Annotated in this window: 23 protein-coding genes; 12 read left to right on the forward strand and 11 right to left on the reverse strand. The window is 68.7% G+C overall.

Features of this window, described 5'->3' with window-relative positions; translation table 11 throughout:
* Nucleotides 1-28: 28 nt before the first annotated feature.
* The 8 genes from HXX10_RS04260 to HXX10_RS04295 all read right to left on the reverse strand — a co-directional run bounded on the left by HXX10_RS04260 (nucleotide 29) and on the right by HXX10_RS04295 (nucleotide 9,621).
* A complete protein-coding gene (locus HXX10_RS04260; RefSeq protein WP_296520284.1) occupies nucleotides 29-1,147 on the reverse strand; it encodes an ABC transporter ATP-binding protein in 1,119 nt (372 codons plus the stop codon).
* A complete protein-coding gene (locus HXX10_RS04265) occupies nucleotides 1,144-2,892 on the reverse strand; it encodes an iron ABC transporter permease (RefSeq protein WP_296520334.1) in 1,749 nt (582 codons plus the stop codon). The genes HXX10_RS04260 and HXX10_RS04265 overlap by 4 nt, the downstream gene beginning before the upstream one ends.
* Before the next feature lie 229 nt (nucleotides 2,893-3,121).
* Entirely contained in the window at nucleotides 3,122-4,438 is a 1,317-nt protein-coding gene (locus tag HXX10_RS04270; RefSeq protein WP_296520285.1) for an extracellular solute-binding protein, read from the reverse strand.
* 536 nt (nucleotides 4,439-4,974) lie between these two features.
* Nucleotides 4,975-5,175, reverse strand: a complete 201-nt coding sequence (locus tag HXX10_RS04275; RefSeq protein ID WP_296520286.1) for a CstA-like transporter-associated (seleno)protein — start codon at nucleotides 5,173-5,175, stop codon at nucleotides 4,975-4,977.
* Nucleotides 5,168-7,252, reverse strand: coding sequence for a carbon starvation CstA family protein (locus tag HXX10_RS04280; RefSeq protein WP_296520287.1), 2,085 nt, complete (start codon nucleotides 7,250-7,252; stop codon nucleotides 5,168-5,170). Before HXX10_RS04280 ends, HXX10_RS04275 begins: the two co-directional genes overlap by 8 nt.
* A 352-nt stretch (nucleotides 7,253-7,604) precedes the next feature.
* On the reverse strand, nucleotides 7,605-8,333 hold the full coding sequence (locus HXX10_RS04285; protein WP_296520288.1) for a fumarylacetoacetate hydrolase family protein: 729 nt from the start codon (nucleotides 8,331-8,333) through the stop codon (nucleotides 7,605-7,607).
* Nucleotides 8,330-8,743: a cupin domain-containing protein gene (locus HXX10_RS04290; protein ID WP_296520289.1), complete on the reverse strand. Its 414-nt coding sequence runs from the start codon at nucleotides 8,741-8,743 to the stop codon at nucleotides 8,330-8,332. Before HXX10_RS04290 ends, HXX10_RS04285 begins: the two co-directional genes overlap by 4 nt.
* Nucleotides 8,743-9,621 (reverse strand): NAD(P)-dependent oxidoreductase, encoded by an 879-nt coding sequence (locus tag HXX10_RS04295; RefSeq protein WP_296520290.1) that lies wholly within the window; start codon nucleotides 9,619-9,621, stop codon nucleotides 8,743-8,745. Before HXX10_RS04295 ends, HXX10_RS04290 begins: the two co-directional genes overlap by 1 nt.
* A gap of 386 nt (nucleotides 9,622-10,007) precedes the next feature.
* On the opposite strand from HXX10_RS04295, the gene HXX10_RS04300 reads away from it, so the two are divergent.
* The 9 genes from HXX10_RS04300 to HXX10_RS04340 all read left to right on the forward strand — a co-directional run bounded on the left by HXX10_RS04300 (nucleotide 10,008) and on the right by HXX10_RS04340 (nucleotide 20,001).
* On the forward strand, nucleotides 10,008-10,406 hold the full coding sequence (locus tag HXX10_RS04300) for a cupin domain-containing protein (RefSeq protein ID WP_296520291.1): 399 nt from the start codon (nucleotides 10,008-10,010) through the stop codon (nucleotides 10,404-10,406).
* A gap of 134 nt (nucleotides 10,407-10,540) precedes the next feature.
* Nucleotides 10,541-11,548, forward strand: a complete 1,008-nt coding sequence (locus HXX10_RS04305) for a tripartite tricarboxylate transporter substrate binding protein (RefSeq protein WP_296520292.1) — start codon at nucleotides 10,541-10,543, stop codon at nucleotides 11,546-11,548.
* A 206-nt stretch (nucleotides 11,549-11,754) separates the two neighbouring features.
* Nucleotides 11,755-13,446, forward strand: coding sequence for a CocE/NonD family hydrolase (locus tag HXX10_RS04310; protein ID WP_296520293.1), 1,692 nt, complete (start codon nucleotides 11,755-11,757; stop codon nucleotides 13,444-13,446).
* 178 nt (nucleotides 13,447-13,624) lie between these two features.
* Nucleotides 13,625-14,125, forward strand: coding sequence for a tripartite tricarboxylate transporter TctB family protein (locus HXX10_RS04315; protein ID WP_296520294.1), 501 nt, complete (start codon nucleotides 13,625-13,627; stop codon nucleotides 14,123-14,125).
* A gap of 2 nt (nucleotides 14,126-14,127) precedes the next feature.
* The gene (locus tag HXX10_RS04320) at nucleotides 14,128-15,630 is read left to right on the forward strand and encodes a tripartite tricarboxylate transporter permease (RefSeq protein ID WP_296520295.1); all 1,503 of its coding nucleotides are present in this window, start codon (nucleotides 14,128-14,130) and stop codon (nucleotides 15,628-15,630) included.
* 44 nt (nucleotides 15,631-15,674) lie between these two features.
* Entirely contained in the window at nucleotides 15,675-16,508 is an 834-nt protein-coding gene (locus tag HXX10_RS04325) for a cupin domain-containing protein (protein ID WP_296520296.1), read from the forward strand.
* A 218-nt stretch (nucleotides 16,509-16,726) separates the two neighbouring features.
* A complete protein-coding gene (locus HXX10_RS04330; RefSeq protein WP_296520297.1) occupies nucleotides 16,727-18,532 on the forward strand; it encodes a gamma-glutamyltransferase family protein in 1,806 nt (601 codons plus the stop codon).
* Nucleotides 18,533-18,756: 224 nt separating this feature from the next.
* Nucleotides 18,757-19,479 carry an enoyl-CoA hydratase/isomerase family protein gene (locus HXX10_RS04335; RefSeq protein WP_296520298.1) on the forward strand — a complete coding sequence of 241 codons (723 nt, stop codon included), beginning with the start codon at nucleotides 18,757-18,759 and terminating at the stop codon, nucleotides 19,477-19,479.
* A 3-nt stretch (nucleotides 19,480-19,482) separates the two neighbouring features.
* The gene (locus tag HXX10_RS04340; protein WP_296520299.1) at nucleotides 19,483-20,001 is read left to right on the forward strand and encodes a TIGR02444 family protein; all 519 of its coding nucleotides are present in this window, start codon (nucleotides 19,483-19,485) and stop codon (nucleotides 19,999-20,001) included.
* Between the two features lie 49 nt (nucleotides 20,002-20,050).
* Here HXX10_RS04340 and rquA (HXX10_RS04345) read toward each other — a convergent pair whose 3' ends face one another.
* Both rquA (HXX10_RS04345) and rquA (HXX10_RS04350) read right to left on the reverse strand, forming a co-directional pair.
* A complete protein-coding gene (rquA, locus tag HXX10_RS04345; protein ID WP_296520300.1) occupies nucleotides 20,051-20,803 on the reverse strand; it encodes a rhodoquinone biosynthesis methyltransferase RquA in 753 nt (250 codons plus the stop codon).
* A gap of 147 nt (nucleotides 20,804-20,950) precedes the next feature.
* Complete coding sequence (gene rquA, locus HXX10_RS04350) at nucleotides 20,951-21,700, reverse strand: rhodoquinone biosynthesis methyltransferase RquA (protein WP_296520301.1); 750 nt, start codon at nucleotides 21,698-21,700, stop codon at nucleotides 20,951-20,953.
* 322 nt (nucleotides 21,701-22,022) lie between these two features.
* On the opposite strand from rquA (HXX10_RS04350), the gene HXX10_RS04355 reads away from it, so the two are divergent.
* The 3 genes from HXX10_RS04355 (at nucleotide 22,023) to HXX10_RS04365 (ending at nucleotide 25,008) form a co-directional block, all read left to right on the forward strand.
* The gene (locus HXX10_RS04355; RefSeq protein WP_296520302.1) at nucleotides 22,023-22,754 is read left to right on the forward strand and encodes a CBS domain-containing protein; all 732 of its coding nucleotides are present in this window, start codon (nucleotides 22,023-22,025) and stop codon (nucleotides 22,752-22,754) included.
* A gap of 164 nt (nucleotides 22,755-22,918) precedes the next feature.
* Nucleotides 22,919-23,938, forward strand: coding sequence for an amidohydrolase family protein (locus HXX10_RS04360; protein ID WP_296520303.1), 1,020 nt, complete (start codon nucleotides 22,919-22,921; stop codon nucleotides 23,936-23,938).
* Nucleotides 23,935-25,008, forward strand: a complete 1,074-nt coding sequence (locus HXX10_RS04365; RefSeq protein WP_296520304.1) for an Ldh family oxidoreductase — start codon at nucleotides 23,935-23,937, stop codon at nucleotides 25,006-25,008. Before HXX10_RS04360 ends, HXX10_RS04365 begins: the two co-directional genes overlap by 4 nt.
* A 154-nt stretch (nucleotides 25,009-25,162) precedes the next feature.
* Here the strand turns inward: HXX10_RS04365 and HXX10_RS04370 are convergent, their stop codons facing one another.
* A complete protein-coding gene (locus tag HXX10_RS04370; RefSeq protein ID WP_296520305.1) occupies nucleotides 25,163-26,671 on the reverse strand; it encodes a tripartite tricarboxylate transporter permease in 1,509 nt (502 codons plus the stop codon).
* Nucleotides 26,672-26,677: the final 6 nt, after the last annotated feature.

Raw genomic sequence — 26,677 nt, forward strand, 5'->3', positions numbered from 1 at the left:
CATACACATTTGTCGTGTGGTTGTGCCCTCACTCCCCCAGCACCAGCAGGCGGTCGGTGGCGATGTCGACCGCGACCGCCGTGTCGACGTCGAGCCCTTCGGGGGCGGTTCCGTGCGAGAGGTCCACCAAAACCTCGGCGCCGCCGGCGACCGCGATGCCGTAGCGCTCGGTCGCCCCCAGGAATTCCATGAAACGGACCTTGCCGTCGAGCCGGGTGCGCCCGGGCGCGAGCGGGGAGTCGAGGCGCGACAGGATCGCGTGGTGCGGGCGGAACACCAGTTTGGCGCCGGGCGGCATATCGCCCTCCGGGACCCGGCACGCCGGTAACGGAATCCTTCCCGCCGCGGTCTCGAAGACGCGGGCGGCGCCGTCGCCCCGCACGATGCCGTCGAGCGTGTTGGTGCTGCCGAGGAAGCCGGCGACGAACAGGTTTCTGGGGCGGTCGTAGAGCTCGGACGGGGCGCCGACCTGCTGCACGGTGCCGTCCTTCATCACGGCGATGCGGTCGCAGATGGTGTTGGCCTCCTCCTGGTCGTGGGTGACGAAGATGGCGGTGAGGCCGAGACGCTGCTGCAGCTCGCGCAGCTCGCGGCGGACCTCGCCCCGCAGCTTGGCGTCGAGGTTCGACAGCGGCTCGTCGAGCAGCAGGACCTTGGGCTCGACCACGATGGTGCGGGCGAGCGCGACGCGCTGCTGCTGGCCGCCGGAGAGCTGCGCCGGCCGTCGCTTGCCGAGCGCCCCGAGGCCGACCAGGTCGAGCGCCGCGGCGACGCGCTTCACGATCTCCTGGCGCGGCAGCCGCCGCTCCTCCAGCCCGAAGGCGACGTTCTGCTCGACCGTCATGTGCGGCCACAGGGCGTAGGACTGGAATACCATGCCGACGTCGCGCTTCCACGGCGGCAGATCCGAGACGTCGCGCCCGGCGATCAGCACGCGGCCGCGGTCGGCCTGGTTGAAGCCGGCGATGAGCCGCAACAGCGTGGTCTTGCCGCAGCCCGACGGCCCCAGGAACGCGAAGAACTCGCCCGGCCGAATTTTCAGGTCGACGTCGCGCAGCACATGGTTGGTCCCGTACCACAGGTCGACATGCTCGATGGCGATGTCGACCGAGGGCGTCGTAGGAATCGCGGCGGGCAGGGCGGTCATCCGGTGGCTCCGGGCACGGCCGGGCCGGCGCCGGCACGGCTCTGCCGGCGGTGCTGGCGCTCGACCACGAGATGGGACAGCAACGTGCAGATCGCCACCAGCACCACGGCGATGACGCCGAGCGCCGCGCCCGGCCCGCGGCCCGCCGGCGACTGCATGAAGACATAGAGTCCGTAGGCGAGCGGCGCGTCGGAGTTCGACTGCACCAGCATCAGGGTGGCGGCGAGCTCGACCGAGGCGGTGGCGAAGCTCGAGATGAAGCCGGCCAGCATGCCGCCCGAGATCAGCGGCACGACGACGCGGCGGATGGTGCGTGCCTTGGTGGCGCCGAGATTCTCGGCCGCCTCCTCGAGCGACACCGAGATCTGCTGGAGCGCGGCGTAGCAGGCGCGTAGCGCATAGGGCAGGCGGCGCACCGCCAGCGCCAGCACGATGACGATCCACAGCGTGGCGAGCGGCACGCCGCCGACATCGATGCCGTAGAAGGTGCGCAGATAGCCGATGCCGACCACCACGCCCGGCACCGCGACGGCCGCCATCGCGGTCCAGTCGAGCCACTGGCGTCCGGGCAGCGTCGTGCGCAGCACCAGGTAGGCGATGGCGGCGCCGAGCACGACGTCGATGAGACCGGCAAGCGACGCATAGAGCAGCGTGTTGGTGATGTAGACCGACGAGTCGCCGAACACGCGGGCGTAATGGGCGAGCGTGAAGCCGTCCGGCAGCGGGCTGTAGGACCACACGGTGGCCAGCGACAGCATCAGCAGCGCCGCGTGCGGGGCGAGCACCAACATGAGGATCAGCGTCACCACGACCCAGGCGATAGCGTGTTCGGCGGGGCGCAGCGCACGCCTGGCGAGCCCGCCGCCGCCGCGCTGAACGGTGGCGTAGTCGCGCCCGCGCATGGCCAGCGTCGACAGCATCACGGCCGACACCGACAGGAGAACCAGCACGACCGAGATCACGTAGCCCATCGGGTCGGCGATGCCGATCGAGGTGATGCGCAGGTACGCCTGCGGCGCCAGCATGTCCTTGACGTTGAGGAGGAGCGGCGTGGCGAGATCGTCGAACACCTTGACGAAGACCAGCGAGGCGCCGGCCATGTAGCCAGGCATGGCGAGGGGGAAGACGATGCGGCGGAACAGCCGCAGGCCCGAGCTGCCGAGGTTTTGCGCCGCCTCCTCCATGCTGCGGTCGATGGTGCGCAGCGCGGTCGAGAGGTTGATCAGGATGAACGGAAAATAGTGCACGCCCTCGACGAAGATGACGCCGTTCAGGCCCTCCATGAACGGGATTTCGATGTCGAGCCAGTCGCCGAGCAGGAGGTTGATGCTGCCGCTGCGGCCGAAGAAGAGCTGCATGGCGACGGCGCCGACGAAGGGCGGCATGATCAGCGGCAAAAAGCCGAGCGTCTGCACCAGCGCGGCGCCGCGGAACTCGAACCGCGTGGTGACGACGGCGAGCGGCAGTGCCAGCGCGGTCGCGAGCAGCACCGTCATCACGGCCGCATAGATCGAGTTCCAGGTCGAGCGGACCAGGAGGTCGGTGCGGGCGAAGTCGACGAAGTTCACCAGCGTGAAGTCGCCCGTGCCCTTCTCGGTGAAGGCGACGTAGACCACGGTCCCGACCGGGATCACCAGCGCCACCAGCAGGAAGGCCGCAATGGCGATCGCCGCGGCCCATTGGCCGGGCGTCGCCGTCGCGGCGGTCTTTGCGCGCGCGGGTGCGGTGGGCAAGGCGAGGGTCATGAAGCGGCTTGGGTTGATGTCCAGGACGCGGCGATCCGGCACGGAGCAGTTCCCTCTCCCCGTTTACGGGGAGAGGGTGGCTCGCCGCGAAGCGGCGGGACGGGTGAGGGGGCGTCTCGTGGATACGGAGGCGCCCCCTCACCCGACGTCCGCGCTGAACGCGCGAACGTCGACCTCTCCCCGCGAGCGGGGAGAGGTGAAGATCGCGCCAGCATGAGATCGCGCCTCGTCACTTCGCCAGCCGCGCCGCCTCGTCGGCCTTCGCCTTGGCGCTGGCGTAGTGGTCGCGGGCAAAGCCGGCCCAGCGGTTCTCCAGCTCGGCCTGGCGGGCGCCCTTCTCCTTGGCCCCCGTGAAGGCCCCGGCGATCTCGGGCGAGGCTGCCTCGGTGGCGCTCAACGGCACGGCGGCGACGAGATCGCGGGCCTCCTTCACCAGGGCGCGGGCCTTCGCATTGTCGGTCTTGGCGAGGGCCGCCTCGGCCTCGTGGATCGCCTTGGTGGCGGCCTTGAGGTTGTCGAGCTGGAACGTGATGGTCTGGTCGAACAGCGCATCGACCACATTGGTGCGCTTCTCCGACACGTCCGGATCGAATTTCACCCGCGACCCCAGCGACGGATCCTTGAACGGGTTGGGATAGTCGGCCGGTGCCTTGGCGTAGGTCGCCGGGTTGACGGGCAGGCGCCGGATGCTCGGCTCGAGCAGCACCTCCTGGCCCTTGTCCGACAGCAGGAACTCGATGAAGGCCTCGGCGCCGGCGCGGTTGGGCGCATTGGCGACGATGCCGACATTGGCCGGCACGATCGTGGTGATGCTCGGATAGACGAACTTCACCGGGAAGCCGGCGGCCTGCGCCGAGAAGCCGAAGAAGTCGATGACGATGCCGACGCCGACCTGGCCGGAATTGACCGCCTCCGGCACGCCGAAGGAGCGCTCGGTGACCTGGCGGAAGTTGCCGGCCATCTCCTTGATGGTACGCCAGCCCTGGTCCCAGCCCTCGCCCTGCAGCACGGTCTCGATGGTGAGATGGGTGGTGCCGGAGCGCGACGGGGCCGCGATCGCCACGTGATCGAAGAACACCGGCTTGGCGAGGTCGCTCCACTCCTTCGGATCGGGCAGCTTGTTGGCCCGCGCGTAGCGGGTGTTCCACATGATGCCGTAGCCCGATGCGGCGAAGCCGAAATAGAAGCCCTCGGGATCGTTGATCGGGAAGGCTCCGATCTTGTCCGGGATGCCGGTCGCGTTGATCTGGTACTTCGCCAGCAGGCCCTTGCCCTTCAGCACCTCGAAGGCGTCCGGGGCCGAAGCCCAGAACAGGTCGACCTGGTTCTTGGCCCGGGTCTCCTCGATGTATTTCACGCCCGCATTGGTGTTGCGGTTCTGCACCTCGAGCGTGAAGGCGGGGGCGGCCTGCTCGAAGGCCTTCTTCACCGGATCGGTCACGTCCTTGGAGAACGAGGTCACGACGGTGACGCGGGACGGCGCCTGCGCCGCCGCCGACCCGGCGACCGCGAGCGAGAGGCCGAGAACGACGAGCAATCGGATCATGAACGGGGACTCACCTGGATGGCGATCTGGGCCGGGCCTCGCCCGGGCCGACCGGAGCATAGCCGCGAACCGGAGCGCGGTCACGGGCGCTCGCACCCACCGTCGCCAAGACAAGTGCCATCGCGGTGGGCCGGAGCGGCTCCCCGATCTCCGCTCGTTCCCGCGCAAGCGGGAATCCAGCTTTTCTTGCCCCTGGGTCCCCGCCTTCGCGCTACGGGATGCACAGATCTCGTTTTGTCGAGACCATCTGGTGGTACGGCAAAAAGAGCGCCTTCCCCACCGTCGTCATCGCCGGGCTTGACCCGGCGATCCATCATCCTGCGAACAAAGCATTTTTGCGAAAATCGATGGATGCGCGGGTCGAGCCCGCGCATGACGCTCTCATGCATGGCAAGCGATGTGTGCATCCCGTAGCGCCTTCGCGGGGACGAGCGGACGGACAGGGCTCGGTTGCTGGTTCACGCCCGGCCTCGACGCACCGCAAAAGGAAAGGGCGGCCCGGAGGCCGCCCCCAAAAGTCCGTCCGGCGGGCCGCTTCAGCAGCAGCGGAAACGGCCGCCTTTGCCGAAGGAGTAGCGCGCGTCCTGTCGCTCCCGGAAGAACTCCTCGTAGGTCATCACGGCCTCGTCGGGATGGGTGACCCGGCGATGCGCCACATAGGTGTCGTAGTCCGGCACCCCGACCATCAGGCGGGCCGCACGAACGGCCCACCCGGTGATGCCCAGAGTGTCAGGCATGGGCGACCCCGCTGCCCACCGGCGCCCCGACCTCGACGGTCGTGACGCGCGACGTGCCGAGCGCCTTCCAGATGCTGACGACGCCGTAGAACACCATGGCGAGCACGACCGCGATGAAGGCGGCCGAGAGCGCGGCGTCGACATAGTCGTTGAAGACGATGCGGCTCATCTCCTCGATGGTCTTGGCCGGAGCCAGGATCTTGCCCTGGGCCAGCGCATCCCCGAACACCTGGGCATGGGCGATGAAGCCGATGCGCGGCGACGGATGGACGAGCTTCTGCATGCCGGCCGTGAGCGTGCAGGCGAGCAGCCACGAGGTCGGCACCAGGGTGACCCAGGCGTAGGCCTGGCGCTTCATCTTGAACAGCACGACGGTGCACAGCGTGAGAGCGATGCCGGCCAGCATCTGGTTGGAGATGCCGAACAGCGGCCACAGCGTGTTGATGCCGCCGAGCGGATCGATGACGCCCTGGTACAGGAAGTAGCCCCAGCACATCACCGAAAGGGCCGAGCCGACGAGGTTGTTGGTCCACGACTCGGTGTTCTTGAAGGCCGGGATCACGCTGCCGATCATGTCCTGGATCATGAAACGGGCGACCCGGGTGCCGGCGTCGACCGTCGTCAGGATGAACAGGGCCTCGAACAGGATGGCGAAGTGGTACCACACGCCCATCAGGGCCTGGCCGCCGAACATGCCGGACAGGATGTGGGCCATGCCGACCGCGAGCGTCGGGGCGCCGCCGGCGCGCGACAGCACCGTCGATTCGCCGACGTCCTTGGCCATCTGGGCCAGCATCTCGGGCGTCACTGCGAAGCCCCAGCCGGAGATGACCTGCGAGGCCTGGCCGACCGTGGTGCCGATCAGTCCGGCCGGGCTGTTCATGGCGAAGTAGACGCCGGGCTCGATCACGGTGGCGGCGATCAGCGCCATGATGGCGACGAACGACTCCATCAGCATGCCGCCGTAGCCGATCAGCCGGATCTGGTTCTCGTTCTCGATCATCTTCGGGGTGGTGCCCGACGCGATCAGCGAGTGGAAGCCGGAAACGGCGCCGCACGCGATGGTGATGAACAGGAACGGGAACAGGCTGCCCGACCACACCGGGCCGGTGCCGTCGATGAACTTGGTGATGGCCGGCATCTTCAGGTCCGGCTGCACGATCATGATGCCGATCGCCAGCAGGCAGATGGTGCCGATCTTGAGGAAGGTCGATAGGTAGTCGCGCGGGGCGAGCAGCAGCCACACCGGCAGCACCGAGGCGACGAAGCCGTAGCCGATGATGGCGAGCGCCAGCGTCTCGCCCTTCCAGTTGAACAGCACGGCGAGCTCGGGCGTCTCGGAGACGGTGCGGCCGTAGACCAGCGCCGACATCAAGAGGACGAAGCCGATCGCCGACATCTCGCCGATCTTCCCGGGCCGGATGAAGCGGCAGTAGACGCCCATCAGCATGGCGATCGGGATGGTCGAGACCACCGCGAAGGTGCCCCACGGGCTCCCGGCCAGCGCCTTGACGACCACCAGGGCCAGCACGGCGAGCAGGATGATCATGATCAGCAGCACGCCGACCAGGGCGATGCCGCCGGCCACCGGGCCCATCTCGGAGCGGATCATGTCGCCGAGCGAGCGTCCGTCGCGCCGGGTGGACATGAACAGCACGATCATGTCCTGCACGGCACCGGCGAAGACCACGCCGGCCAGGATCCACAGCGTGCCGGGCAGGTAGCCCATCTGGGCCGCCAGCACGGGGCCGACCAGCGGGCCGGCGCCGGCGATGGCGGCGAAATGGTGCCCGAACAGCACGTATTTGTTGGTCGGAACGTAGTCGAGGCCGTCATTGTGGCGCTGCGCCGGGGTGAGGCGCGCGGGATCGAGCTGAAGCACCTTCTCGGCGATGAACAGGGCGTAGAACCGATAGGCGATCAGGTAGACGCAGACCGCCGCGACCACCAGCCACGCAGCGTTGATGCCCTCGCCCCGGCTGAGCGCCACGACTCCGAGGGAGATGGTCCCTATCACGACGATCAGTGCCCAGAGGGCCCAGTGCCCTCTCGGGTTGCTGCGTACTATAGCAGTCATTGGATTCTCCTGATCCGGATCCCGCGCGAGCAGACGATCGCTGCCGCAATCAGCACTCACGACACGCAATAAACGTTCGGAGTTGCGGAGTATCAAGAAAGGAGAAAAGTACCTAGTCGGACGAGTCCTTACGGTGCGTTACGATGGTGTCCTAATATTGCGTTAGGTCCTGAAACAACGCAATTTTTCGTTATCGGCAACCCTGGCGTGTGTGTGCGGCGCGGTTGTCGCCCAAAGGGCCGGGCGGAACACTCCGGCCCCCGCCGAAACCCTCGACGGCCTCGCCGCGAATCGGGCGGGCTCGGTTTGGTCGCCCGCCGGCCCGCGCGCGAGGGCGGACGAGAGCGGCGTCTCAGCCGAACCGGACCGAGACCTCGCCCAGCGGGTCGAGGGCGTGCTCGAGCAGCCGGTCCTCCGCGGTCAGCATCAGGGGCGCCGTGATCGAGCCGGCGATGATCACGTCGCCGGCCCGCAACGTCTCGCCGAGGGCCGCCAGCGTGTCGGCGACATGGCGCACGATCATGGGAAGCCGGCCGGTGTTCGCCGTGACGTCCGCGGGCGCCGGGATCGGGGCACCGTTGCGCCGCACCGTCGAGACGAGCCCGTCCGTGGCGCCGCCCGGTCGCGGTTGCCGCGGCCCGAAGACGACGTGGCGCTGGAAGATATTGCCGGACAGGATCGCCTCGGGATCGTCCAGGGGCGCGAAGTCGGCGAGCTCGAAGGCGGGGCCGAGCGCCGCGATGGCGGCTGCCGCCGCAGCCTCGTCGCCGCCGCCCGGGAGATCCGTCCCGATCTCGACCGCGATCTCCGGCTCGGCGACCGGCATGGCGAAGCCGGCGAGCGACACGGTCCCGCCCGAGGCCACCACGGCGCGCTCGAGCAGGAAGCCGACCAGCGGCGCCGCGATGCCGAGCTTGGCGAGCCCGGCCGCGCTGCCGAACCCGACCTTCCAGCCGATCGGCCGGAAGCCTTCGGCGAGTGCGGTCTTGCGCAGACCCATCTGGGCCGCCATGCCGCGGGCGAGCCGCGGGTCGGCGAGCGGCCCGGCGCCGGGCGGCCTGCCGCCGAGGGACCCGCTCATCGCTTGCCCTCCGCCGGCTTCTCGGGGCTCTCGTAGCCGGAGTCGGCGATCGAGCCGGCGCCCATCCAGCCCCACACGAGCACGACGTCGCTGTCGGACGTGTTGTTGAAGCCGTGCCAGCAGCCGCGCGGCGAATAGACGACGTCGCCCTTGGCCGAAGCCTCCAGGCCCTTCTCGGTGATGATGTGGCCCTTGCCCTCGAGCACGATGAAGAACTCGTCGCAATTGCGGTGGCGATGGCACTCGTGGCTGGCGCCGGGCTTGAGCACGGTCCAGCCGACGACGTTGTCGGCGCCGGCGGACTTCTTGTCGATCAGGAACTGGACCCGCATGTCGATCCAGCCGTCGTCGCGCTTCAGGCCTTGGACCAGCGGCACGTCGGCCATGTTGGTGCGGAACATCTTGCTCATCATTGTCCTCCCAGCCGCCGGTAGACCTCGTGCGCGGCGACGAAGTCGCGGTGGTCGATGCCGAGCCCGCGACAGGCGTTCATCATCTCGTTGGCGGCCGCCGCCAGCGGCACCGGGCTACCGAGCCGGCGCCCGAGATCGAGCGCCAGCAGCATGTCCTTCTGCTGAAGCGTCACGTCGGCGAGCGGCTTGGCCGGCATCTTGCCCTCCAGGATGAACGGCCCGCGATAGCCGAGCACCGGCGAGGCGGCGACGCTCTTGAGGATCGCCTCGACCGCGACGGCGCGATCGACGCCGCCCTTCTCGGCGAGCGCCACCGATTCGCCGAAGCAGATCACCTCGACCATCAAGAGCAGGTTGACGGCGATCTTCATCTGGCAGGCCAGCCCGTTGCCGCCGACCCGCATCACCTTGGGGCCGATGGCGAGCAGCACCGGCACCAGCCGCTCGTAGGCCGTCTCGTCGCCGCCGACCATGACGGAGGCCTGGCCGGCCTGGATGGTGACCGGGCTGCCCGAGATCGGCGCGTCCAGCATCACCCGGCCGGCTTTTGCGAACTGCTCGGCGACGCCGCGGCTCACATGCGGCGCGATCGTGCTCATGTCGGCGTAGACGGCGTCCTCGCGCAGGCCGGCGAGGATCCCGTCCGGGGCGAGCGCCACCCGCTCGACGGCGGTGCCGTCGGTGACGATCGAGAAGACGATCTCGGCCGAGGCGGCGGCGGCGCGCGGCGTGTCCGCGAAGGCCATGCCGGCCGCGATCAGCGGCTCGGCCTTCGCCCGGGTGCGGTTCCAGCCGGTCACCCGGTGGCCGGCCGCCATCAGGCGCGGCACGATCAGCGAGCCCATGTCGCCGAGACCGACGAATCCGATCTCCACGTGAGGTTCTCCTCGGGGGTTGGCGCCGATCCGGCGCGGTCCCGGGACCGCTCGGCCCGCCGAAACCGGTGGGCCGAGTGGGTCGTCGCGGGCCGCGGAACGGAAGGACGCGGGGGAAGAAGATCGCACGCATGCTGCCGCGGCGATCGGCAATGCGCAAGCCGGACGAGGTGCGCCGGTGGCGGGAACGCCAGGGCGGGTCGCGGCAGGCCGGCCGCGGCGTCTCTGCGTGCCTTCTATACAGAGTTGTCGGGACTGCACGCTTTGCGCGGCCCGCTTCGCAGGGTCGCAGGATTCGGCGATTGACAAATGGGCCATGGCCCGCCGAATGTCCGTCCAACCGCCGAACAATCGGCGGGCAAGAAGCAAACTGACGGGAGAGACGCATGAGCGAGCCGGCAGTGGCCCGGACTCCGGGAGCCAAGCGGGCCGGCCCGGGCGAATACGTGTTCGAGCTCGCGAAGGTCAATCACATCCTGGGCGGTCCCGACTACTCGACCGCCAACGGCGCCTGCGTCGAAGGCGACCGGATGATCGTCGGCCTGATGCGCATGGCCGCCGGCACCGGGGCGCAGCCGCATTCGCATCCGAACGAGCAGTGGATCTACATCCTCGAGGGCACGTTCCGGGCGACCGTGGGCGACAAGCCGGTCGAGGCCGGTCCGGGCTCGCTGGTCTACATCCCGGCCGACACCATCCATTCCGGCGGCGCCACGGCGGATGGCGACGTGCTGTTCTTCACCGTGAAGGACGCCTCGCACGGCCTGCACGGCATCAAGGCCTGAGGCGGCTCGCCGCGCGCGAGCCGTGCGACGGGCGTGCTCGGCCTACGATCGGCCCGCGGCACGGGCCGCTCCAGAACACAACGATCCGTCACCGTCCCGGCGGAACCGACGGACGACCATCGAAGGAGGAGAGCATGAAGCGAACCGTGCTGGCCCTGCTGTCGGCCGCGTCCATTGCCGTGACGGGTTTGGCCGTGACGGGCATGGCCGCTCGAGCGCAGGACAAGTATCCGTCCAAGCCCGTCAAGATCATCGTTCCCTACGCGCCGGGTGGCGCCACCGACATCGTGGCGCGGGTGATCGGCGAGCACATGCGCCAGGATCTCGGCCAGTCCTTCGTGGTCGAGAACAAGCCGGGCGCCTTCGGCATCATCGCCATCGAGGAAATGGCCCGGGCCAAGCCCGACGGCTACACCGTGATGATCGGCAACGTCTCGACCAACGCCATCACGCCGGTGCTCTTCCCGAAGAAGTTCAAGATCGACTACGAGAAGGACGTCGTGCCGGTCACCCGCCTGGTCGACATCCCGGAGTTCATGGTCGCCACCACCAAGGACTTCCCGCCCACCAACGTGAAGGACCTCGTCGACTTCGCCAAGAAGAACCCCGGCAAGGTGCGCTACGGATCGGTCGGCGTCGGCAGCTATCCGCATTACGACGCGGCGCTGTTCGCCAAGCGGGCCGGCGATCTCGACATGATCGCGATCCACAACAAGGCCGGTGCCTCCGGCGTGATCAACGACCTCGTCTCCGGCGACACGCAGTTCTCCTTCCTCAACGTGGCGAGCACCGCCCCGATGGTGAAGGCCGGCAACCTGCGCGCCATGGCGCTGGTGAACCACACGCGGCTGCCCGAGTATCCGGACGTCGCCACCATGCAGGAGCTGGGCTTCCCGGGCGTCGGCACCATCGCCTGGCAGGCGCTGTTCGCGCCGGCCGGCACGCCGCCCGAGGTGCTCGACACGCTGTTCAAGGCCGCCGTCAAGGCCATGCAGGCGCCCGCCGTGCAGGAGGCCTTCAAGAAGCAGAACTTCAACATCGTCCCGAACACGTCGATCGCCGACGCGAAAACCTGGCTCGCCGACGAGATGGCGACATGGCGCAAGATCACCAACGAAGTGAAGATCGAGCTGAGCGAGTGAGGGCGTCTGCTGGCGCGGCGCCTGCTTTGCCTCTCTCCGCGCGCGGGGAGAGGGTGGCTCGCCGCGCAGCGGCGAGACGGGTGAGGGGGCGCCTCCGTACCCTCGAAGCGCCCCCTCACCCGCCGCGCTACGCGCGTCGACCTCTCCCCGCACGCGGGGAGAGGTGAAACCCGACTTGGCTCGATTGTCGTAGAACGGAGTCCTCAGTGCTGGACGTGAAGAGCGAGACGACGACGGGCGGCGCCGCGAGCGGCATCCTGGTCGAGCGGAACGTCGACGTGCCGACCCGCGACGGCTCGCGCCTGAAGGCGGACGTGCTGCGGCCCGATGCCGACGGCCGGTTTCCGGCGCTGCTCAATCTCGGTCCCTACCAGAAGGACAAGGTCTGGATCCCGCCCGAGAATCTCGAGGAGAAGCCGAACCCGCTGATGAACTGGGAGACCATCAATCCCGAATGGTGGATTCCGCGCGGCTATGCCTCCGTGCGGATCGATGCGCGCGGAACCGGCAAGTCGCCGGGCCGCACCGAGCCGTGGTCGCTGCAGGAATCGCTCGACTATTATGACGCGATCGAATGGGCGGCGGCGCAGCCCTGGTGCAACGGCAAGGTCGGGCTGATCGGCATCTCGTATTTCGCCATCAACCAGTGGTTCGTCGCCAACCACCAGCCGCCCTCGCTCGCCTGTATCGTGCCGTGGGAAGGCTTTGCCGATCTCTACCGCGATGCGCTGTTTCACGGCGGCATTCTCAACCAGTTCATGACCAACTGGTTCGTGACGCACCTGTGCCATCACCTGATCGGCCGCGCCTACCGGGACAATCCGGACACCTTCACGGCCGACACGCTGTGGCGCTGGGTGCGCAACAATCTCGATTCCGGCACCTTCGCGGGCGAGCAGGCGCAGTGGGACAAGATCACGCTGCCGCTGTTCTCGGTCGGCAACTGGTCCGGCATGGGCCTGCATCTGCGCGGCAACACCGAAGCTTTTTTGCGCGCGGCGTCGAAGCAAAAGAAGCTGCGCATGCATTCGGGCACGCACGTGCACCCGTTCTACACCGAGCAGGGCCGGCAGGAGCAGCTCCGCTTCCTCGATCATTGGCTGAAGGGCATCGACAACGGCGTGATGGACGAGCCGCCGGTGCGGCTGTTCATCCGCCACGGCAACGGCGAGGGCGTCTGGCGCGACGAGCAGGAGTGGCCGCTCGCCCGCACCCGCTGGACCAAGATGCATCTCGACCTCTCGGCGCCGAAGGCCGGCGCGCCGGTCAACAGCGGCGGCCTGATCGCGGACAATCCGGCCGAGACCGCGTCGCGCACCTATTTCGCCAGCGGCGCCTCCAAGGGCGGCTCGTCTTCGGCGTCGTCGACCTTCCTGGCGTCGGGCGCCATGCAGGCCGGCATGGGCATCTCGCTCGATTCCGCGCCGCTCGCCCAGGATACCGAGATCACCGGCCCGGTCGCCGCGACGCTGTGGGTGTCCAGCACCACCGAGGACATGGATCTGTTCCTCACCATCCGCGACATCGATCAGGACGGCAACGACGTCTGGGAGGTCGGCCAGCAGGGCCAGCAGGTGCCGGTGGCGAAAGGCTGGCTGCGCGTCTCGCATCGCGAGCTCGACCCCGAGCTGACAAAGCCGTGGCGACCCTATCACCGGCACCAGCGGCGGCTCTATCTGGCACCGGGCGAAGTCGTGAAGGTCGAGGTCGAGATCTGGCCGACCTCGATGGTGTTCCGCAAGGGCCACCGCATCCGGCTCGACATCCAGCCGCGCGACGGTGTCGGCAGCGTCCACTACACGCACTACCACGCCGACTACAACACCGGCACCAACACCATCTATTCCGGCGGCGACAAGGAGTCGTTCCTGCTGCTGCCCGAGATTCCGCCCAAATGAAAAGTGTGCTCGATCAAATCTCCTCGGTCATTCCGGGACGCTGCGAAGCAGCGGTCCCGGAATCCAAAACCCCGGTGCTCGAAAGGAATCACAGGGCGTATGGATTCCGGGTTCGCCCCTGCGGCGCGCCCCGGAATGACGGACGTGATGACGTCATCCAGTGTGCCGGAGGCCGGCCATGACCGAGGACTCCGGCTTCGCGCTGTCGCGTCCGTGGCGACGCATTTTGCTCCACCGCGACGTGCTGGCGGGTCTGCTGTTCATCGCCGTTGCCGGGCTCGGCCTGTGGCTGTCTCGAGACTATCCGGTCGGCACGGCGCTGCGGATGGGCACCGGCTACATGCCGCGGCTGTTGTGCTGGATCCTGCTCGCCCTGGGCGCCCTGATTTCTGCGCGCGGCTTTCGCGACCCCGGCGGATCCACGGGAGAGAGCCCGATCGGCCGCGAGGCGCTGTGGCCGGTCCTCCTGGTATTCGTCGCCCTGGTGGTGTTCGGCCTTGCGCTGGAGCGGCTCGGGCTCGTCGTCGCGGTGCTGCTGCTGGTCGCGATCGGGGCGCTCGCCGGCCGCACCCTGCGCCTCGCCGAGACCGTGCTGGCCGCCGCCTTCCTGGTGACGCTCGCCTGGGCCGTGTTCATCGCCGGGCTGGGACTGACGATCCCGGTCTGGCCGGAGTGGTAGGCATGGAACTCCTGTCCAACCTGGCGCTCGGCTTCTCGGTGGCGCTCACCCCGTGGAACATGCTGTTCGCCTTCATCGGCGCCATGGTCGGCACGCTGATCGGCGTGCTGCCCGGCATCGGGCCGATCGCCACCATCGCGATGCTGCTGCCGCTGACCTTCCATCTCGAGCCGACCGCCGGGCTGATCATGCTGGCCGGCATCTTCTATGGCGCCCAGTACGGCGGCTCGACCAGCGCCATCCTGATCAACCTGCCGGGCGAGACCTCGTCCGTGGTGACGACGATCGACGGGCACCAGATGGCGCTGCAGGGCCGTGCCGGCGCGGCGCTCGCCGCCGCCGCGCTCGCCTCGTTCTTCGCCGGCTGCGTCTCGACCGCCCTGATCGCCACCTTCGCGCCGCCGCTCGCGCGGCTCGGCCAGTCCTTCGGCTCGCCCGAGTATTTCTCGCTGATGGTCTTGGGGCTGATCGCCGCCGTGGTCTTGGCGCACGGCTCCGTGATCAAGGCCGTGGCCATGATCGTGCTCGGCCTGCTGCTCGGGCTGGTCGGCACCGACGGCAACACCGGCGGCCAGCGCTTCACCTTTGGGCTCAACGATCTCGCCGACGGGCTCGACGTCGCGACGCTCGCCATCGGCCTGTTCGGCATCAGCGAGATCATGGCCAACCTGGCGCAGCGCGAGTCCTCCCGCGACGTCGTTGCCAAAAAAATCACCCGGCTGTGGCCGACGGCCGACGACTTCCGGCGCGGCTGGCCGGCGGTGCTGCGCGGCACCGGGCTCGGCGCCGTGCTCGGCGTGCTGCCCGGCGGCGGCGCGACGCTGTCGTCGTTTGCCGCCTATGCGCTGGAGAAGCGCGTCTCCAACCGCCCGGAGATGTTCGGCCGCGGCGCCATCGAGGGCGTGGCGGCGCCCGAGGCCGCCAACAATGCCGGCGCGCAGAGCTCCTTCATTCCGATGCTCACGCTGGGCATCCCGGGCAATCCGGTGATGGCCCTGATGATCGGCGCGCTGATGATCCACGGCATCCAGCCGGGCCCGCAGATCATGACGGAGCGGCCGCAGATGTTCTGGGGCATGGTCGCCAGCATGTGGGTCGGCAACCTGATGCTGGTGATCATCAACCTGCCGCTGATCGGCTTCTGGGTGCAGCTCCTCAAAGTTCCGTACCGGTTCCTCTATCTGGCCATCCTGTTGTTCTGCGGCATCGGCGTCTACACGGTGAGCAACAGCCCCGCCGCCGTGGTGATCGCGGCGGTGTTCGGGCTCTTGGGCTTCGTCTTCCAGCGGCTCAATTGCGAGCCGGCGCCCCTGATCCTCGGCTTCGTGCTGGGGCCGCTGATGGAGGAGAACCTGCGCCGGGCCTTGCGGGTCTCCGGCGGCGACCCGATGATCTTCCTCAACCGGCCGATTTCGCTCGGCCTCCTGATCACCGCCGCAATTCTGCTGTTGATTGTCGCCCTCCCGGCGATCCGCTCCACCCGCGAGCAGGCGTTCCAGGAATAGCGCGTTCGAACGCGGCGTGCGCGCCGCCCGCAGGAGAGTGTTCGATGGCAATTCATTTCAACGAGAGCGAGGTCGCGCCGGTGCCGGTCGGCGAGGGCGTCACCCGGCAGCGGCTGCTCGACGAGACCCGGGTGCCCGACATCCTGTTCGCGCTCGACCGGCTGGTGCTGGCGGCTGGCGGCGCCGTCGCCTTGTCGGTGCCGAGTGACTCGCTGTCCTGGTTCCAGATGATCGACGGCTCCGCCATGCTGCGCACGGCGGACGATGAGGTCGCGGTGGCGCCGACCCATATCGGGCTGTTGCCGCCCGGCTTTTCGGGCACGCTCGAGAGCGAGGCCGGCGCGACGCTGCTGTGGGCCTCGGTGCCCGACGCCGGCCGTCTCGACGCCGCCGTCATCGCCCACCCGCCGCCGTTCCGCCTGGTCGACTGGCGCGAGGAACCGCTGCTGAAATCCGAGCACGACGCGCGCAAGCGCGTCTACATCGTCACCCCGAAGATGTTCGGCGTGCGCGCCATAAGGGGCGAGATGATCATCTATCCGCCCGGCACCGAATGCCCGGTGCATCATCACGAGGGCGGCGCCCATTTCATGTATTTCCTCGCCGGGCAGGGCACCTGCTATGCCGGCGACGACCAGGAAATGCGCGTGAAGACCGGCGACCTCGTCTACTATCCGGACCGCGAGCCGCACTGGGTGAAGGGCGGCGACGAGGGCGACATGATCTTCTCGGAGTTTTTCGTGCCGAGCGCGGTCGCCACCGTCTGGGCCGATCCGTCGAAGATCTGCACCTGGATCCCGATGGGCGTGAACCACCGCGGCGGCACGCCGTCGCGCGTGATCGAGAAGCACGCCCACGGCCCGATGGCCGAGGTGTGACGTTTGGTCATTCCGGGGCGCCGCGCAGCGGCGAGCCCGGAATCCATACTCACGGACAGGGGTTATGGATTCCGGGCTCGCGGGCCTTCGGCCCGTGCCCCGGAATGACCGTGTTGGAAACCGACCCTGATTGCACGTTGATTTTGTCAGTCCCGCAAGGGCTTGGCGTTCCGGCGCGGCTGTGGTCAAGTGCGCTCCCCGCCACCCCGGACTGCACAATGGCCATCGTCAATCCCAATCCCTTCACCACCCGTCCCGAGATCGAAGGCAGCTTCGGCGTCGTCACCTCGACCCACTGGATCGCCACCGCGGTCGGCATGGGCATGCTGGAGAAGGGCGGCAACGCCTTCGACGCGGCGGTCGCGGCCGCCTTCACGCTGCAGGTGGTGGAGCCGCACCTCAACGGTCCCGGCGGTGACGTGCCGATCGTGCTCTACGACGTGCGCAAGGGCCGCCCCGAGGTGATCTGCGGCCAGGGCCCGGCGCCGGCCGGCGCCACCATCGCCTATTACCGCGGCCTCGGGCTCGACATGGTGCCGGGCACCGGACTGCTGGCCGCCTGCGTGCCCGGCACGTTCGAGACCTGGATGACGCTGCTGCTCGAATACGGCACGATGCGCCCGGCCGACGTGCTGGCGCCGGCGATCTTCTATGCCCGCGAGGGCCATCCGCTGGTCGAGCGCGCCAACGCCACCATCCGCTCGGTCGAGACGCTGTTCCGTCAGCACTGGCCGACCTCGGCCGCCGTCTACCTTCCGGGCGGCAGCGTGCCGGAGATCGGCAGCCGCTTCGTCAATCCGGTGCTGGCCGACACCTACACGCGGATCCTGCGCGAGGCTTCGAACGGCGGCGGCGGCCGGGAGCAGGAGATCGCCCGCGCCCGCAAGGCGTGGTCGGAGGGCTTCGTCGCCGACGCGGTCGACCGCTTCTGCCGCACCCAGAAGGTGATGGACACCTCGGGCGAGCCGCATCGCGGCGTCCTGTCCGGCCACGACATGGCGATCTGGAAGCCCCGCATCGAGGCGCCGCTCACCTACGACTACGGCCGATACACGGTGTGCAAGGCTGGGCCCTGGTCGCAGGGGCCGGTGCTCCTCCAGCAACTCGCGCTCTTGAAGGGCTTCCATCTCGACGGGCTCGACGTCGCCGGTCCCGAGTTCATCCACACCGTGGTCGAGTGCGCCAAGCTCGCCTTCGCGGATCGCGAGACCTTCTACGGCGACCCCGACTTCGTGAAGGTGCCGATGGATGTGCTGCTGTCGGACGCCTACAACGATGCCCGACGCAAGCTCGTCCAGCACGCCGCGTCGCTGGAGTTCCGTCCCGGCTCGGTCGAGGGGTTCGGTGGGACCGTGAAGTTGCGCCGGGCCGAGGAGGCGGGCGCCACGGCCGGAGCCGGCGAGCCGACCGTCGGCCGCATCGGAACCAAGCCGGGCGAGGTGCGCGGCGACACGGTGCATTTCGACATCATCGACCGCGCCGGCAACATGATCTCGGCGACGCCGTCGGGCGGCTGGCTGCAATCGTCGCCGGTCATTCCGGATCTCGGCTTCTGCCTCGGCACAAGGGCCCAGATGTTCTGGCTGGAGGAGGGGCACCCGGCGGCGCTCGCGCCCGGCAAGCGGCCGCGCACCACGCTGTCGCCGACGCTGGCGCTGCGCGACGGCGAGCCCTACCTCGCCTGGGGCACGCCGGGCGGCGATCAGCAGGACCAGTGGACGACGCAGTTGTTCCTTCGGCATGTGCATGCCGGCATGAACCTGCAGGAGGCGATCGACGCGCCGGCCTGGCACAGCGAGCATTTTCCGATCTCGTTCTGGCCCCGCACGGCACGCCCCGGCGTGCTGGTCGTCGAGGAGCGCGTCTCGCCGGAGGCGCGGCGCGAGCTTTCGGCACGCGGCCACATTGTCGAGGTCGGGCCGGCCTGGTCGGAGGGGCGCCTCACGGCGGCCTCGCGCGACGGCTGGCGCCGCCGCGCCGCCGCCAATCCGCGCGGCATGCAGGGCTATGCGGCCGGGCGGTAAGAACGGAGCATATCCCCGTGGTCGCCGATGTTTTCGTCACCTCCCCCTGGAGGGGGGAGGTCGACGCGCGGCGCGAAGCGGCGTGCGTCGGGTGGGGGTGACAGCGGTGCCGGTGCGTGGGGCTTCACCCCACCCCGGTGCCCGCCTTCGGCGCGCCCCGACCCTCCCCCTCCAGGGGAGGGTGAATACGAGTGCAAGGCCCTTCGAGCCAGTAGAGGACCACCATGACCAACGTGATCCGATCGTCGCGCGCCGGTGCCGTCGTCACCCTGGTGATCGACCGGCCCGAGGAGAACAATCTCCTCACCATCGCGCAGGTGCGCGAGCTGACCGCGGCTATCAATGCGGCGGCGGCGAGCGACGCCAAGGCGATCGTGCTGCGGGCGAACGGCGCCGACTTCTGCCGCGGCCGCGATCCGCGCGACGGCTCGGGGCTCACCAACGCGCTGACGCTGCGCACCACCACGCTGGAGCCGATCCTGGCCGCCTATGCGGCCATCGAGGCGGCGCCGCAGCCCGTGATCGCGCTGGTGCACGGCGCCGCGCACGGGTTCGGCTCCGCTGTCACGTCGGCCTGCGACATCGCCATCGCGGCCGATACGGCGCGCTTCAAGCTGCCCGAGATGGAGCATAATTTGCCGCCGACGCTCGCCATGTCGGCGTTGGTCCCCAAGGTCTCGCGAAAGGCGCTCGGCTGGATGGTCTTTGCCCTGGAGGAACTCTCCGCCGCGCAGGCCTTGCAGATCGGCCTCGTCAGTACCGTGGTGCCCGAAGCCCAGCTCGCCGCGGCATTGGAAAAGCTGCTCGCCACCGTGACGTCGCGAGCGGCGCCGTCGCTCGTCGCCGTGAAGGATTTTTTGCGGGTCGCCTATCACATGGAGCCGCGCGGGCTCGCCGACTATTCGGCCAATGCGCTGGCGACCGTGCTGTCCTCGCGGGAGCGCTGACGCGTGGCCGCCCCGGACGTGGGGGCCGGCTCGCCGTTCTGGCGCTTCTCGCTGGCCACCTACCGCAAGTCGGGCGTGGCGGAGGCGTGCCTCGCCCTGCAGGACGGTCTTGGCGTCGACGTCAACGTGCTGCTGTTCGTCCTGTGGCTCGGGGCGCAGGGACGTCGTCTCGACGACGTCGAGATGCAGTTTGTCCTGGATGAGGCGGCCGGCTGGGCGGGCGAGGTGGTCGTGCCGCTTCGAACCGTGCGGCGACGCCTGAAGGACGATGCGCCGCTGGTCGCGACCGAGGCGGCGCAGGCGTTCCGCACCCAGGTGAAGCGGCTGGAGCTGGAGGCCGAGCGCCTCGAGCAGGAGGCGCTCTTCGGTCTCGCCGGGCGGATTGCCGGCGGCGAGCGCACATCGCCCGAGGTGGCGATCCGCGCCAATGTCGACGCGCTGGCGCGGGCGATGGACCGCAGCTTTCCCGAGCCCGAGGTCATTCGGCTCGTCGCGGCGGCCCGGCCCCCGAGCGCATCATGAGCGAAGCGGCGTCAGCGCACTGGCGAAGCCGTCTTCGACGCGACGCGGGTCAGCGCGTCACCACGATCTTCTGGTACAGCCCGCCGAAATAGGACTGCCGCGGCCACTGCTTCTTCGACCAGGGGGCCGGCATCCAAGTCTGCAGCGCGTTGTTCCACAGGTCGAGTGCGAACGGCTCCAGCACGGCCAGCACCGGCTTGAACCAGTAGCGCCAGGGGTGCCACCAGTCCGGCTTGGCGTAGTCGACGATCACCACCTTGCCGCCCGGCTTCACCACCCGGAAGATCTCGGCCAGCGTGCGCTCGCGGTGCTCCACCGGCTGCTCGTGGAAGAGCAGATAGACGATGGCGCGGTCGTAGCTCGCGTCCGGCAGGTTGAGGTCGGCCGAATCCATGTTCAGGAGCCGCACCGGCGAGTCGGACTTGAGCTTGCGCCGCACGTTGCGGAGCTGGGCCGGCACGATGTCGATCACGTCGAGCCGCCCGCCGCCCGCCGACACCCGCTCGCATAGATGCGGGGTGAGGTCACCATAAGCGCAGGCGACCTGCAGGGTCTGTCCCGGCAGCTCGTCACCCATCTCGGCCAGCGCGGCATTGCGCAGCTTGGCGTAGTTGCCCCACAGGATGAAGTTGATGATCGGCTGATGGTCGAAGAACCGGATCGCGTTCGGATGAATATAGGCCCACCAGTAATGCTTCTCGAGATACTGAGGAATGGAGACGATTGGAGCTTTCGCGCTGTCTACCGGCGAGCCGGCCTCGGTTCGCACCGAGGTCGACGTTCGTACTGCAACAGTCTGCATCTGTAATGGCCTCGAAGCGGGTGGGGGATCCCGCAAGAGTTCATGCCCCCCGAGATCGACCATCGCATTCACCCTCGTACAACACCTTGAGAAAAAGCAAGACTCGCCGTTTGACACATCCGCTATGCGGACCCGTCGAGACACCGCTCAGCGGCTGATTACGATCGCTTGATAAAGTCCGCCAAAATACGACCGACGCTCGATTTTCCGTTGGTCCCACGGTTCTGGAATCCATCTGGTGATATCGTCCCGCCACAAGTCGAGCGCGAAAGGCTCCAGCGCGGCGAGCACCGGTGCGAATGCGTATCGCAGCGGGTTCCACCAGCGCGGGCGGGCGTAATCGATGATGACGATGCGACCGCCCGGCTTCACCACCCGCAGCGTCTCGGCGAGGGTGCGGCGGCGATAGGCCTCGGGCTGCTCGTGCAGCAGGAAGAACAGGAGCGCGCGGTCGTAGGCCGCGTCGGGCAGCGGCAGCGCGGCCGAATCGGTCTCGACCAGGCGGGCCGGTGCGTCGGGCGGCAGCTTGCGGCGGAGATTGTCGAGCTGGACCGGCAGCACGTCGGCGACGTCGAGGGAGCCGCCGCCGGCGGCGACCCGCCGGCACAGCCGCCCGGTGAGATCGCCATAGACGCAGGCGACCTGCAGGGTGCGGCCGGGCAGTTGCTCGCCGAGCGCGCCCAGGGCGGCGTCGCGCAGGCGCGCGTAATTTCCCCATAGTATGAGATTCGCGAGCCACTGGCGCTCGAACACCCGCACCGCGTTGGGGTGCACATAGGCCCACCAGTAGTGAACATCGAGATAGGGCGGGATCGGCTGGGCGGACTGCGGCCCGAGATGCGGCAGACCGGCATGATTGGTGCACGGGCCTGCCGGCGTCGCGACCGCTGAATCCATGTCCTGCTCCCCCCATTCCCCGAACGAATAACTCCGAACCATACCGCATAGCACACAGGCGCGGGCCGCAACATCCATGGCTTTACAGACCTGCTGTCATGCGGGTCTTACGCGTCGGCGCTTATTTCGGATCACCTGTCGCACTATAGAGGCGGCGGGGCCTCGCGCGAATCGCGGCCCTGCCGCATCGGCCGAATTCCGATTGCGACGCACGGATCCGGGGCCGATACTCGGTCGCCTCGGTGCTCGGTGCGGCCGCCTATGCGCGCCGCGGGCGCGGCGAGCGGCGGCACCGGCCCGGGTCGGATCAGGAGAAGCCGCGATGAAAGCCCGAGACGTGATGAACAGCCGGGTGGTGTCGATCGCCCCCGAGGCGACGATTCTGGACGCCATTCAGCTCATGCTGGAGAACCGGATCAGCGGGCTTCCGGTCGTCGACCATACGGGGGCGCTGGTGGGGATCGTCACCGAGGGGGACTTCCTGCGCCGCCCCGAGACCGGCACGCTGCGCAAGCGGTCGCGCTGGCTCGAGATCCTGATCGGACCCAACAGCCTCGCCACCGACTATGTGCGTTCGCATGGGCGCCGGGTCGAGGAGGTGATGACCCGCACGCCCGTCACCATCGGCGAGGAGGCGACGCTCGACGAGGTGGTCGCCATCATGGAGCGTAAGCGGGTGAAGCGCGTGCCGGTGGTGCGCGGTCGCGAGGTGGTCGGCATCGTCAGCCGCGCCAACCTGCTGCACGCGCTGGCGAGCGTCAGCCGCGACCTGCCTGCGGCCTCCGGCGGCGACGCCGAGATCCGCACGCGCGTTCTCGACGAGCTGGGGCGGCAGCCCTGGGCGCCGGTCGCGCTGGTCGACGTGGTCGTCAAGGACGGTATCGTCGAGCTGTGGGGCAGCATCACCGAGGCGAAGCAGGGTGAGGCCCTGAAGGTCTGCTGCGAGAACGTGCCGGGCGTGAAGGGCGTGGTCAGCCATCTCTCCTGGATCGAGCCGATGTCCGGCCTGGTGATCAGCGAGGCCGATCCGCCGGAGACGGGCGGATCGCGCTGACATAGGTCGACGCGCCCCGAGGCGCAGACGGCGCGGCGGACGAACCGGTACGGCAAAAATGCAAGAAATCCCTGCGGGCAGCGCGGGGCCACTCGTCATACAAGGATCTGGTCCGTGCCTTCGGCAGCGGCTATGACAGCCGGTCCGCTGGAGGAAACAGAACAATGCCGCAAGGTAAGACCATCGACACGCACGCTCACATCCTGAGCGACGAGACCATGCGCCTGATCGCCAAGGAGGCGCCCACGATCTCGCCGAAGATCACGCCGATCGACGACGAGATGTCGGTCCTGGAGGTCGCCGGCGTGCCGTACCGGCCTTTTCCGCGCGGCGGCTGGAATCTTGAGAAGCGGCTCGCCGACATGGATTTCGCCGGCGTCGACATGCAGGTGCTGTCGAACACGCCGCAGACCTTCCTGTACAACGTCGACGCGTCGCTGACCGCTACCCTCGCCGCGCTGCAGAACGACCAGATCGCCGCGACGGTGAAGCAGGTGCCCGACCGTTTCATGGGCATCGCCACCCTGCCCATGCAGGCGCCCGAAAAGGCGGCGGCCGAGCTGACGCGGGCGATGCGCACGCTCGGCCTCAAGGGCGCGCAGATCGGGTCGAACGTCAACGGCCGCAATCTCGACGACCCGGCGCTGGAGCCCTTGTGGGCGGCCGCGAACGAGCTCTCCGCCTTCGTGATGATCCACCCGATGCTGGTCGCCGGTGCCGACCGGCTGAAGTCCTATTACCTCGGCAACCTGATCGGGAATCCGCTCGACTCGACCATCGCGGCGGCCTCGCTGGTGTTCGGCGGCGTCGTCACGCGCTTCCCCAGGATCAGGTTCCTGTTCGTGCATGGCGGCGGCTTCGTGCCCTATCAGTTCGGCCGCTGGATCCACGGCTGGAAGGTGCGTCCCGAGCCGCAGGTGCATCTCAAGGAGTCGCCCGAGGCGGCGCTGAAGACGCTGTGGTTCGACACCATCCTGCATGCCAAGGAGCCGCTCGAATATCTGGTCGCCTCGGCCGGCGCGTCGCGCGTCGTGCTCGGCAGCGATTATCCCTACGACATGGGCACGCTGGAATGCGTCCGGCAGGTGCGGGCGCTGTCGATCTCCGACGCCGACAAGAGCCGGATCCTCGGCGTCGGCCCGCTGACGCTCGTCGGCGGTGCATTTGCACGGAGCGCTGCATGAATGCCCCCGCAACGTCGTTCCGGCGTGCGTCCGTCGCCGCCGTCTCGGGGCTGATCGCCGACTGCCTTGTCGCGGCCGGCATTTCGCGCGAGGACGCCGCGGCCGTCGCCGGTCTGATGACCGAGGCCGATCTCACCGGGGCCGACGGCCACGGCGTGTTCCGGCTGCCGCAATATGTCCGGCGGCTGCGCGCCGGCGGCTTCAACAAGGCTCCTGCGATCACGGTCGCCCGCACGGCGCCGGCGAGCGCGCTGGTCGACGGCGACAACGCCTTCGGCCACCTGGTGGTCAAGCGCGCCGCCGAGACGGCGATCGACATCGCCCGCGACACCGGCGTCGCCTGGGTCGGCGTTCGCCGCTCCAACCATGCAGGTTCGGCCGGCCTCTATGCCGAGATGCCGGTCCAGCACGGCATGGTCGGCATCTATGCGGCGGTGGCGAGCGCCAACCACATGGCGGTGTGGGGCGGCAAGGAGCTTCTTCTCGGCACCAACCCGCTCGCCATCGCGGTGCCGACCGGCGCCGGGCCGATGGTGCTCGACATGGCGACCACGATCGTGTCCTACGGCACCGTGAAGAAATATGCGCTGCAGGGCCTGCCGCTGCCGGAAGGCTGGCTGATCGACCGCGACACCGGCGAGCCGATCACGGATCCGAAGAGGAGCGGAGAGGGCCTGCTGCTGCCGATCGGCGGCTACAAGGGCTCGGGCCTCTCGCTGATGCTCGGCGTCTTGGCCGGCATCCTCAACGGCGCCGCGTTCGGACGCGACTGCGTCGACTTCAACGCCGACGACACCGCCGAGACGAACACGGGCCAGCTCGTCATCGCGGTCGACATCGCCCGCTTCGTGCCGCTCGACCGCTTCGTCGCCGAGGTCGACCGCCACATCGCGGATCTGCGCGCCACGGCGCGGCTGCCCGGCGTCGACGCGATCCGGCTGCCCGGCGACCGCCGTCGCGACTGCCGGGTCGAACGCAGGCAGGCGGGCATTCCGCTGCCGCCGGCGCTGATCGCCCAGCTCGACGCGCTCGCCGGCGAGCTCGGCGTGACGCTGCTGTTCGAGCGCTGAGACCTGGGACGCGAGCAGAAACGAGCGAGCCGTCATGCCCGGCCTTGTGCCGGGCATCCAGGTCTTCGGGCGTCCATCATCGAGCAAGGTCGTGGATGGCCGGGACAAGCCCGGCCATGACGACGCAAACGATGGGGCGCGTCCGGCGTTCCGCTCAGTTCGCCTCCTCGGCGAACACCTTTTCGCGGCCGGAGCGGATCGCCGGCAGCACCAGCACCAGCACGACCAGCGCGGTGAGGATCAGGAACACCAGGCTGATCGGGCGCTCGACGAACACGCTCGGGCTGCCGTGCGAGATCAGCAGTGCGCGGCGCAGGTTCTCCTCGATCAGCGGGCCGAGGATGAAGCCGAGCAGCAGCGGCGCAGGCTCGCACTGCAGCCGTGTCAGCACGTAGCCGACCAGCCCGAACACGCTCGCCACGATGACGTCGAGGGCATCGTTGCGGATCGAGAACACGCCGATGCAGCAGATCAGCAGGATCGACGGATAGAGCAGCCGGTAAGGCACCGTCAGCAGCCTCGCCCAGAAGCCGACCAGCGGCAGGTTCAGCACGACGAGCAGAAAGTTGCCGATCCACATGCTCGCGACCAGCCCCCAGAACAGCTCGGGCTTCTCGGCGATGAGCTGCGGGCCGGCATAGAGGCCGTGCATCATCAAGGCGCCGACCATCAGGGCCATCACGGGGCTGGCCGGCAGGCCGAGGGTCAGAAGCGGGATGAAGGCGGTCTGCGAGGCCGAGTTGTTGGCGGCCTCGGGCGAGGCGACGCCCTCGATGGCGCCGCGGCCGAAGCGGCTCGGGTCCTTGGCGATCTTCTTCTCCAGCGCATAGGCGGAGAACGAGGCGAGCACCGGGCCGCCGCCCGGCAGGATGCCGAGCGCGGCGCCCAGGAACGTGCCGCGCAGCGCCGGCTTGACGATCGCCTTCAGGTCGCGCGGCGACGGCCACAGTCCCTTGTAGTCCTTGACGAACTCACGCTCGCCCTCGGTCCGGCCGAGGTTCGAGATGGTCTCGCCGATGCCGAAGATGCCCATGGCGATGACGGCGAAGTCGATGCCGTCGCCGAACTGCGGCACACCGAAGGTGAAGCGCGGCAGGCTCGAGTTCACATCGATGCCCATGGTGCCGAGCAGGACGCCGACCAGGATCATGCCGATCGCCTTCACGACCGAGCCGTGCGCCAGGATGACGGCGGCGACCAGGCCGAAGACCATCAGCGAGAAATAGTCGGCCGGGCCGAAGTCGAGCGCGAACTCGGCCAGAACCGGCGCCGCGAAGGCGATGATGAAGGTGGCGATCGTGCCGGCCATGAAGGAGGACAGCGCCGCAGTGGCGAGCGCGAGCCCCGCCTTGCCCTGACGGGCCATCTGATAGCCGTCGATGGTCGTCACCACCGAGGATGATTCACCGGGCAGGTTGACCAGGATGGCGGTCGTCGAACCGCCGTAGGCGGCGCCGTAATAGATGCCGGCCAGCATGATGATGGCGGACTGCGGCTGCAGCGTGAAGGTGACCGGCAGCAGAATCGAGATGGTGGCGACCGGGCCGAGGCCTGGCAGCACGCCGATCGCGGTGCCGAGCAAGACGCCCAGAAACGCGTAGAGCAGGTTGATCGGCTCCAGCGCGACGGAGAAGCCGAGGGCGAGATTGCTCAGAACGTCCATGGTGTC

Source organism: Rhodoplanes sp. (genome assembly GCF_013377085.1).
In the GTDB taxonomy this organism is placed as follows: domain Bacteria; phylum Pseudomonadota; class Alphaproteobacteria; order Rhizobiales; family Xanthobacteraceae; genus Rhodoplanes.

Excerpts from the sequence above, each read along its gene's own strand:
- HXX10_RS04260 (WP_296520284.1), bottom strand. The coding sequence starts at position 1,147 with ATGACCGCCCTGCCCGCCGCGATTCCTACGACGCCCTCGGTCGACATC.
- HXX10_RS04265 (WP_296520334.1), bottom strand. The coding sequence starts at position 2,892 with ATGACCCTCGCCTTGCCCACCGCACCCGCGCGCGCAAAGACCGCCGCG.
- HXX10_RS04270 (WP_296520285.1), bottom strand. The coding sequence starts at position 4,438 with ATGATCCGATTGCTCGTCGTTCTCGGCCTCTCGCTCGCGGTCGCCGGG.
- HXX10_RS04275 (WP_296520286.1), bottom strand. The coding sequence starts at position 5,175 with ATGCCTGACACTCTGGGCATCACCGGGTGGGCCGTTCGTGCGGCCCGC.
- HXX10_RS04280 (WP_296520287.1), bottom strand. The coding sequence starts at position 7,252 with ATGACTGCTATAGTACGCAGCAACCCGAGAGGGCACTGGGCCCTCTGG.
- HXX10_RS04285 (WP_296520288.1), bottom strand. The coding sequence starts at position 8,333 with ATGAGCGGGTCCCTCGGCGGCAGGCCGCCCGGCGCCGGGCCGCTCGCC.
- HXX10_RS04290 (WP_296520289.1), bottom strand. The coding sequence starts at position 8,743 with ATGAGCAAGATGTTCCGCACCAACATGGCCGACGTGCCGCTGGTCCAA.
- HXX10_RS04300 (WP_296520291.1), top strand. The coding sequence starts at position 10,008 with ATGAGCGAGCCGGCAGTGGCCCGGACTCCGGGAGCCAAGCGGGCCGGC.
- HXX10_RS04305 (WP_296520292.1), top strand. The coding sequence starts at position 10,541 with ATGAAGCGAACCGTGCTGGCCCTGCTGTCGGCCGCGTCCATTGCCGTG.
- HXX10_RS04315 (WP_296520294.1), top strand. The coding sequence starts at position 13,625 with ATGACCGAGGACTCCGGCTTCGCGCTGTCGCGTCCGTGGCGACGCATT.
- HXX10_RS04320 (WP_296520295.1), top strand. The coding sequence starts at position 14,128 with ATGGAACTCCTGTCCAACCTGGCGCTCGGCTTCTCGGTGGCGCTCACC.
- HXX10_RS04325 (WP_296520296.1), top strand. The coding sequence starts at position 15,675 with ATGGCAATTCATTTCAACGAGAGCGAGGTCGCGCCGGTGCCGGTCGGC.
- HXX10_RS04330 (WP_296520297.1), top strand. The coding sequence starts at position 16,727 with ATGGCCATCGTCAATCCCAATCCCTTCACCACCCGTCCCGAGATCGAA.
- HXX10_RS04335 (WP_296520298.1), top strand. The coding sequence starts at position 18,757 with ATGACCAACGTGATCCGATCGTCGCGCGCCGGTGCCGTCGTCACCCTG.
- rquA (WP_296520300.1), bottom strand. The coding sequence starts at position 20,803 with ATGCAGACTGTTGCAGTACGAACGTCGACCTCGGTGCGAACCGAGGCC.
- rquA (WP_296520301.1), bottom strand. The coding sequence starts at position 21,700 with ATGGATTCAGCGGTCGCGACGCCGGCAGGCCCGTGCACCAATCATGCC.
- HXX10_RS04355 (WP_296520302.1), top strand. The coding sequence starts at position 22,023 with ATGAAAGCCCGAGACGTGATGAACAGCCGGGTGGTGTCGATCGCCCCC.
- HXX10_RS04360 (WP_296520303.1), top strand. The coding sequence starts at position 22,919 with ATGCCGCAAGGTAAGACCATCGACACGCACGCTCACATCCTGAGCGAC.
- HXX10_RS04365 (WP_296520304.1), top strand. The coding sequence starts at position 23,935 with ATGAATGCCCCCGCAACGTCGTTCCGGCGTGCGTCCGTCGCCGCCGTC.
- HXX10_RS04370 (WP_296520305.1), bottom strand. The coding sequence starts at position 26,671 with ATGGACGTTCTGAGCAATCTCGCCCTCGGCTTCTCCGTCGCGCTGGAG.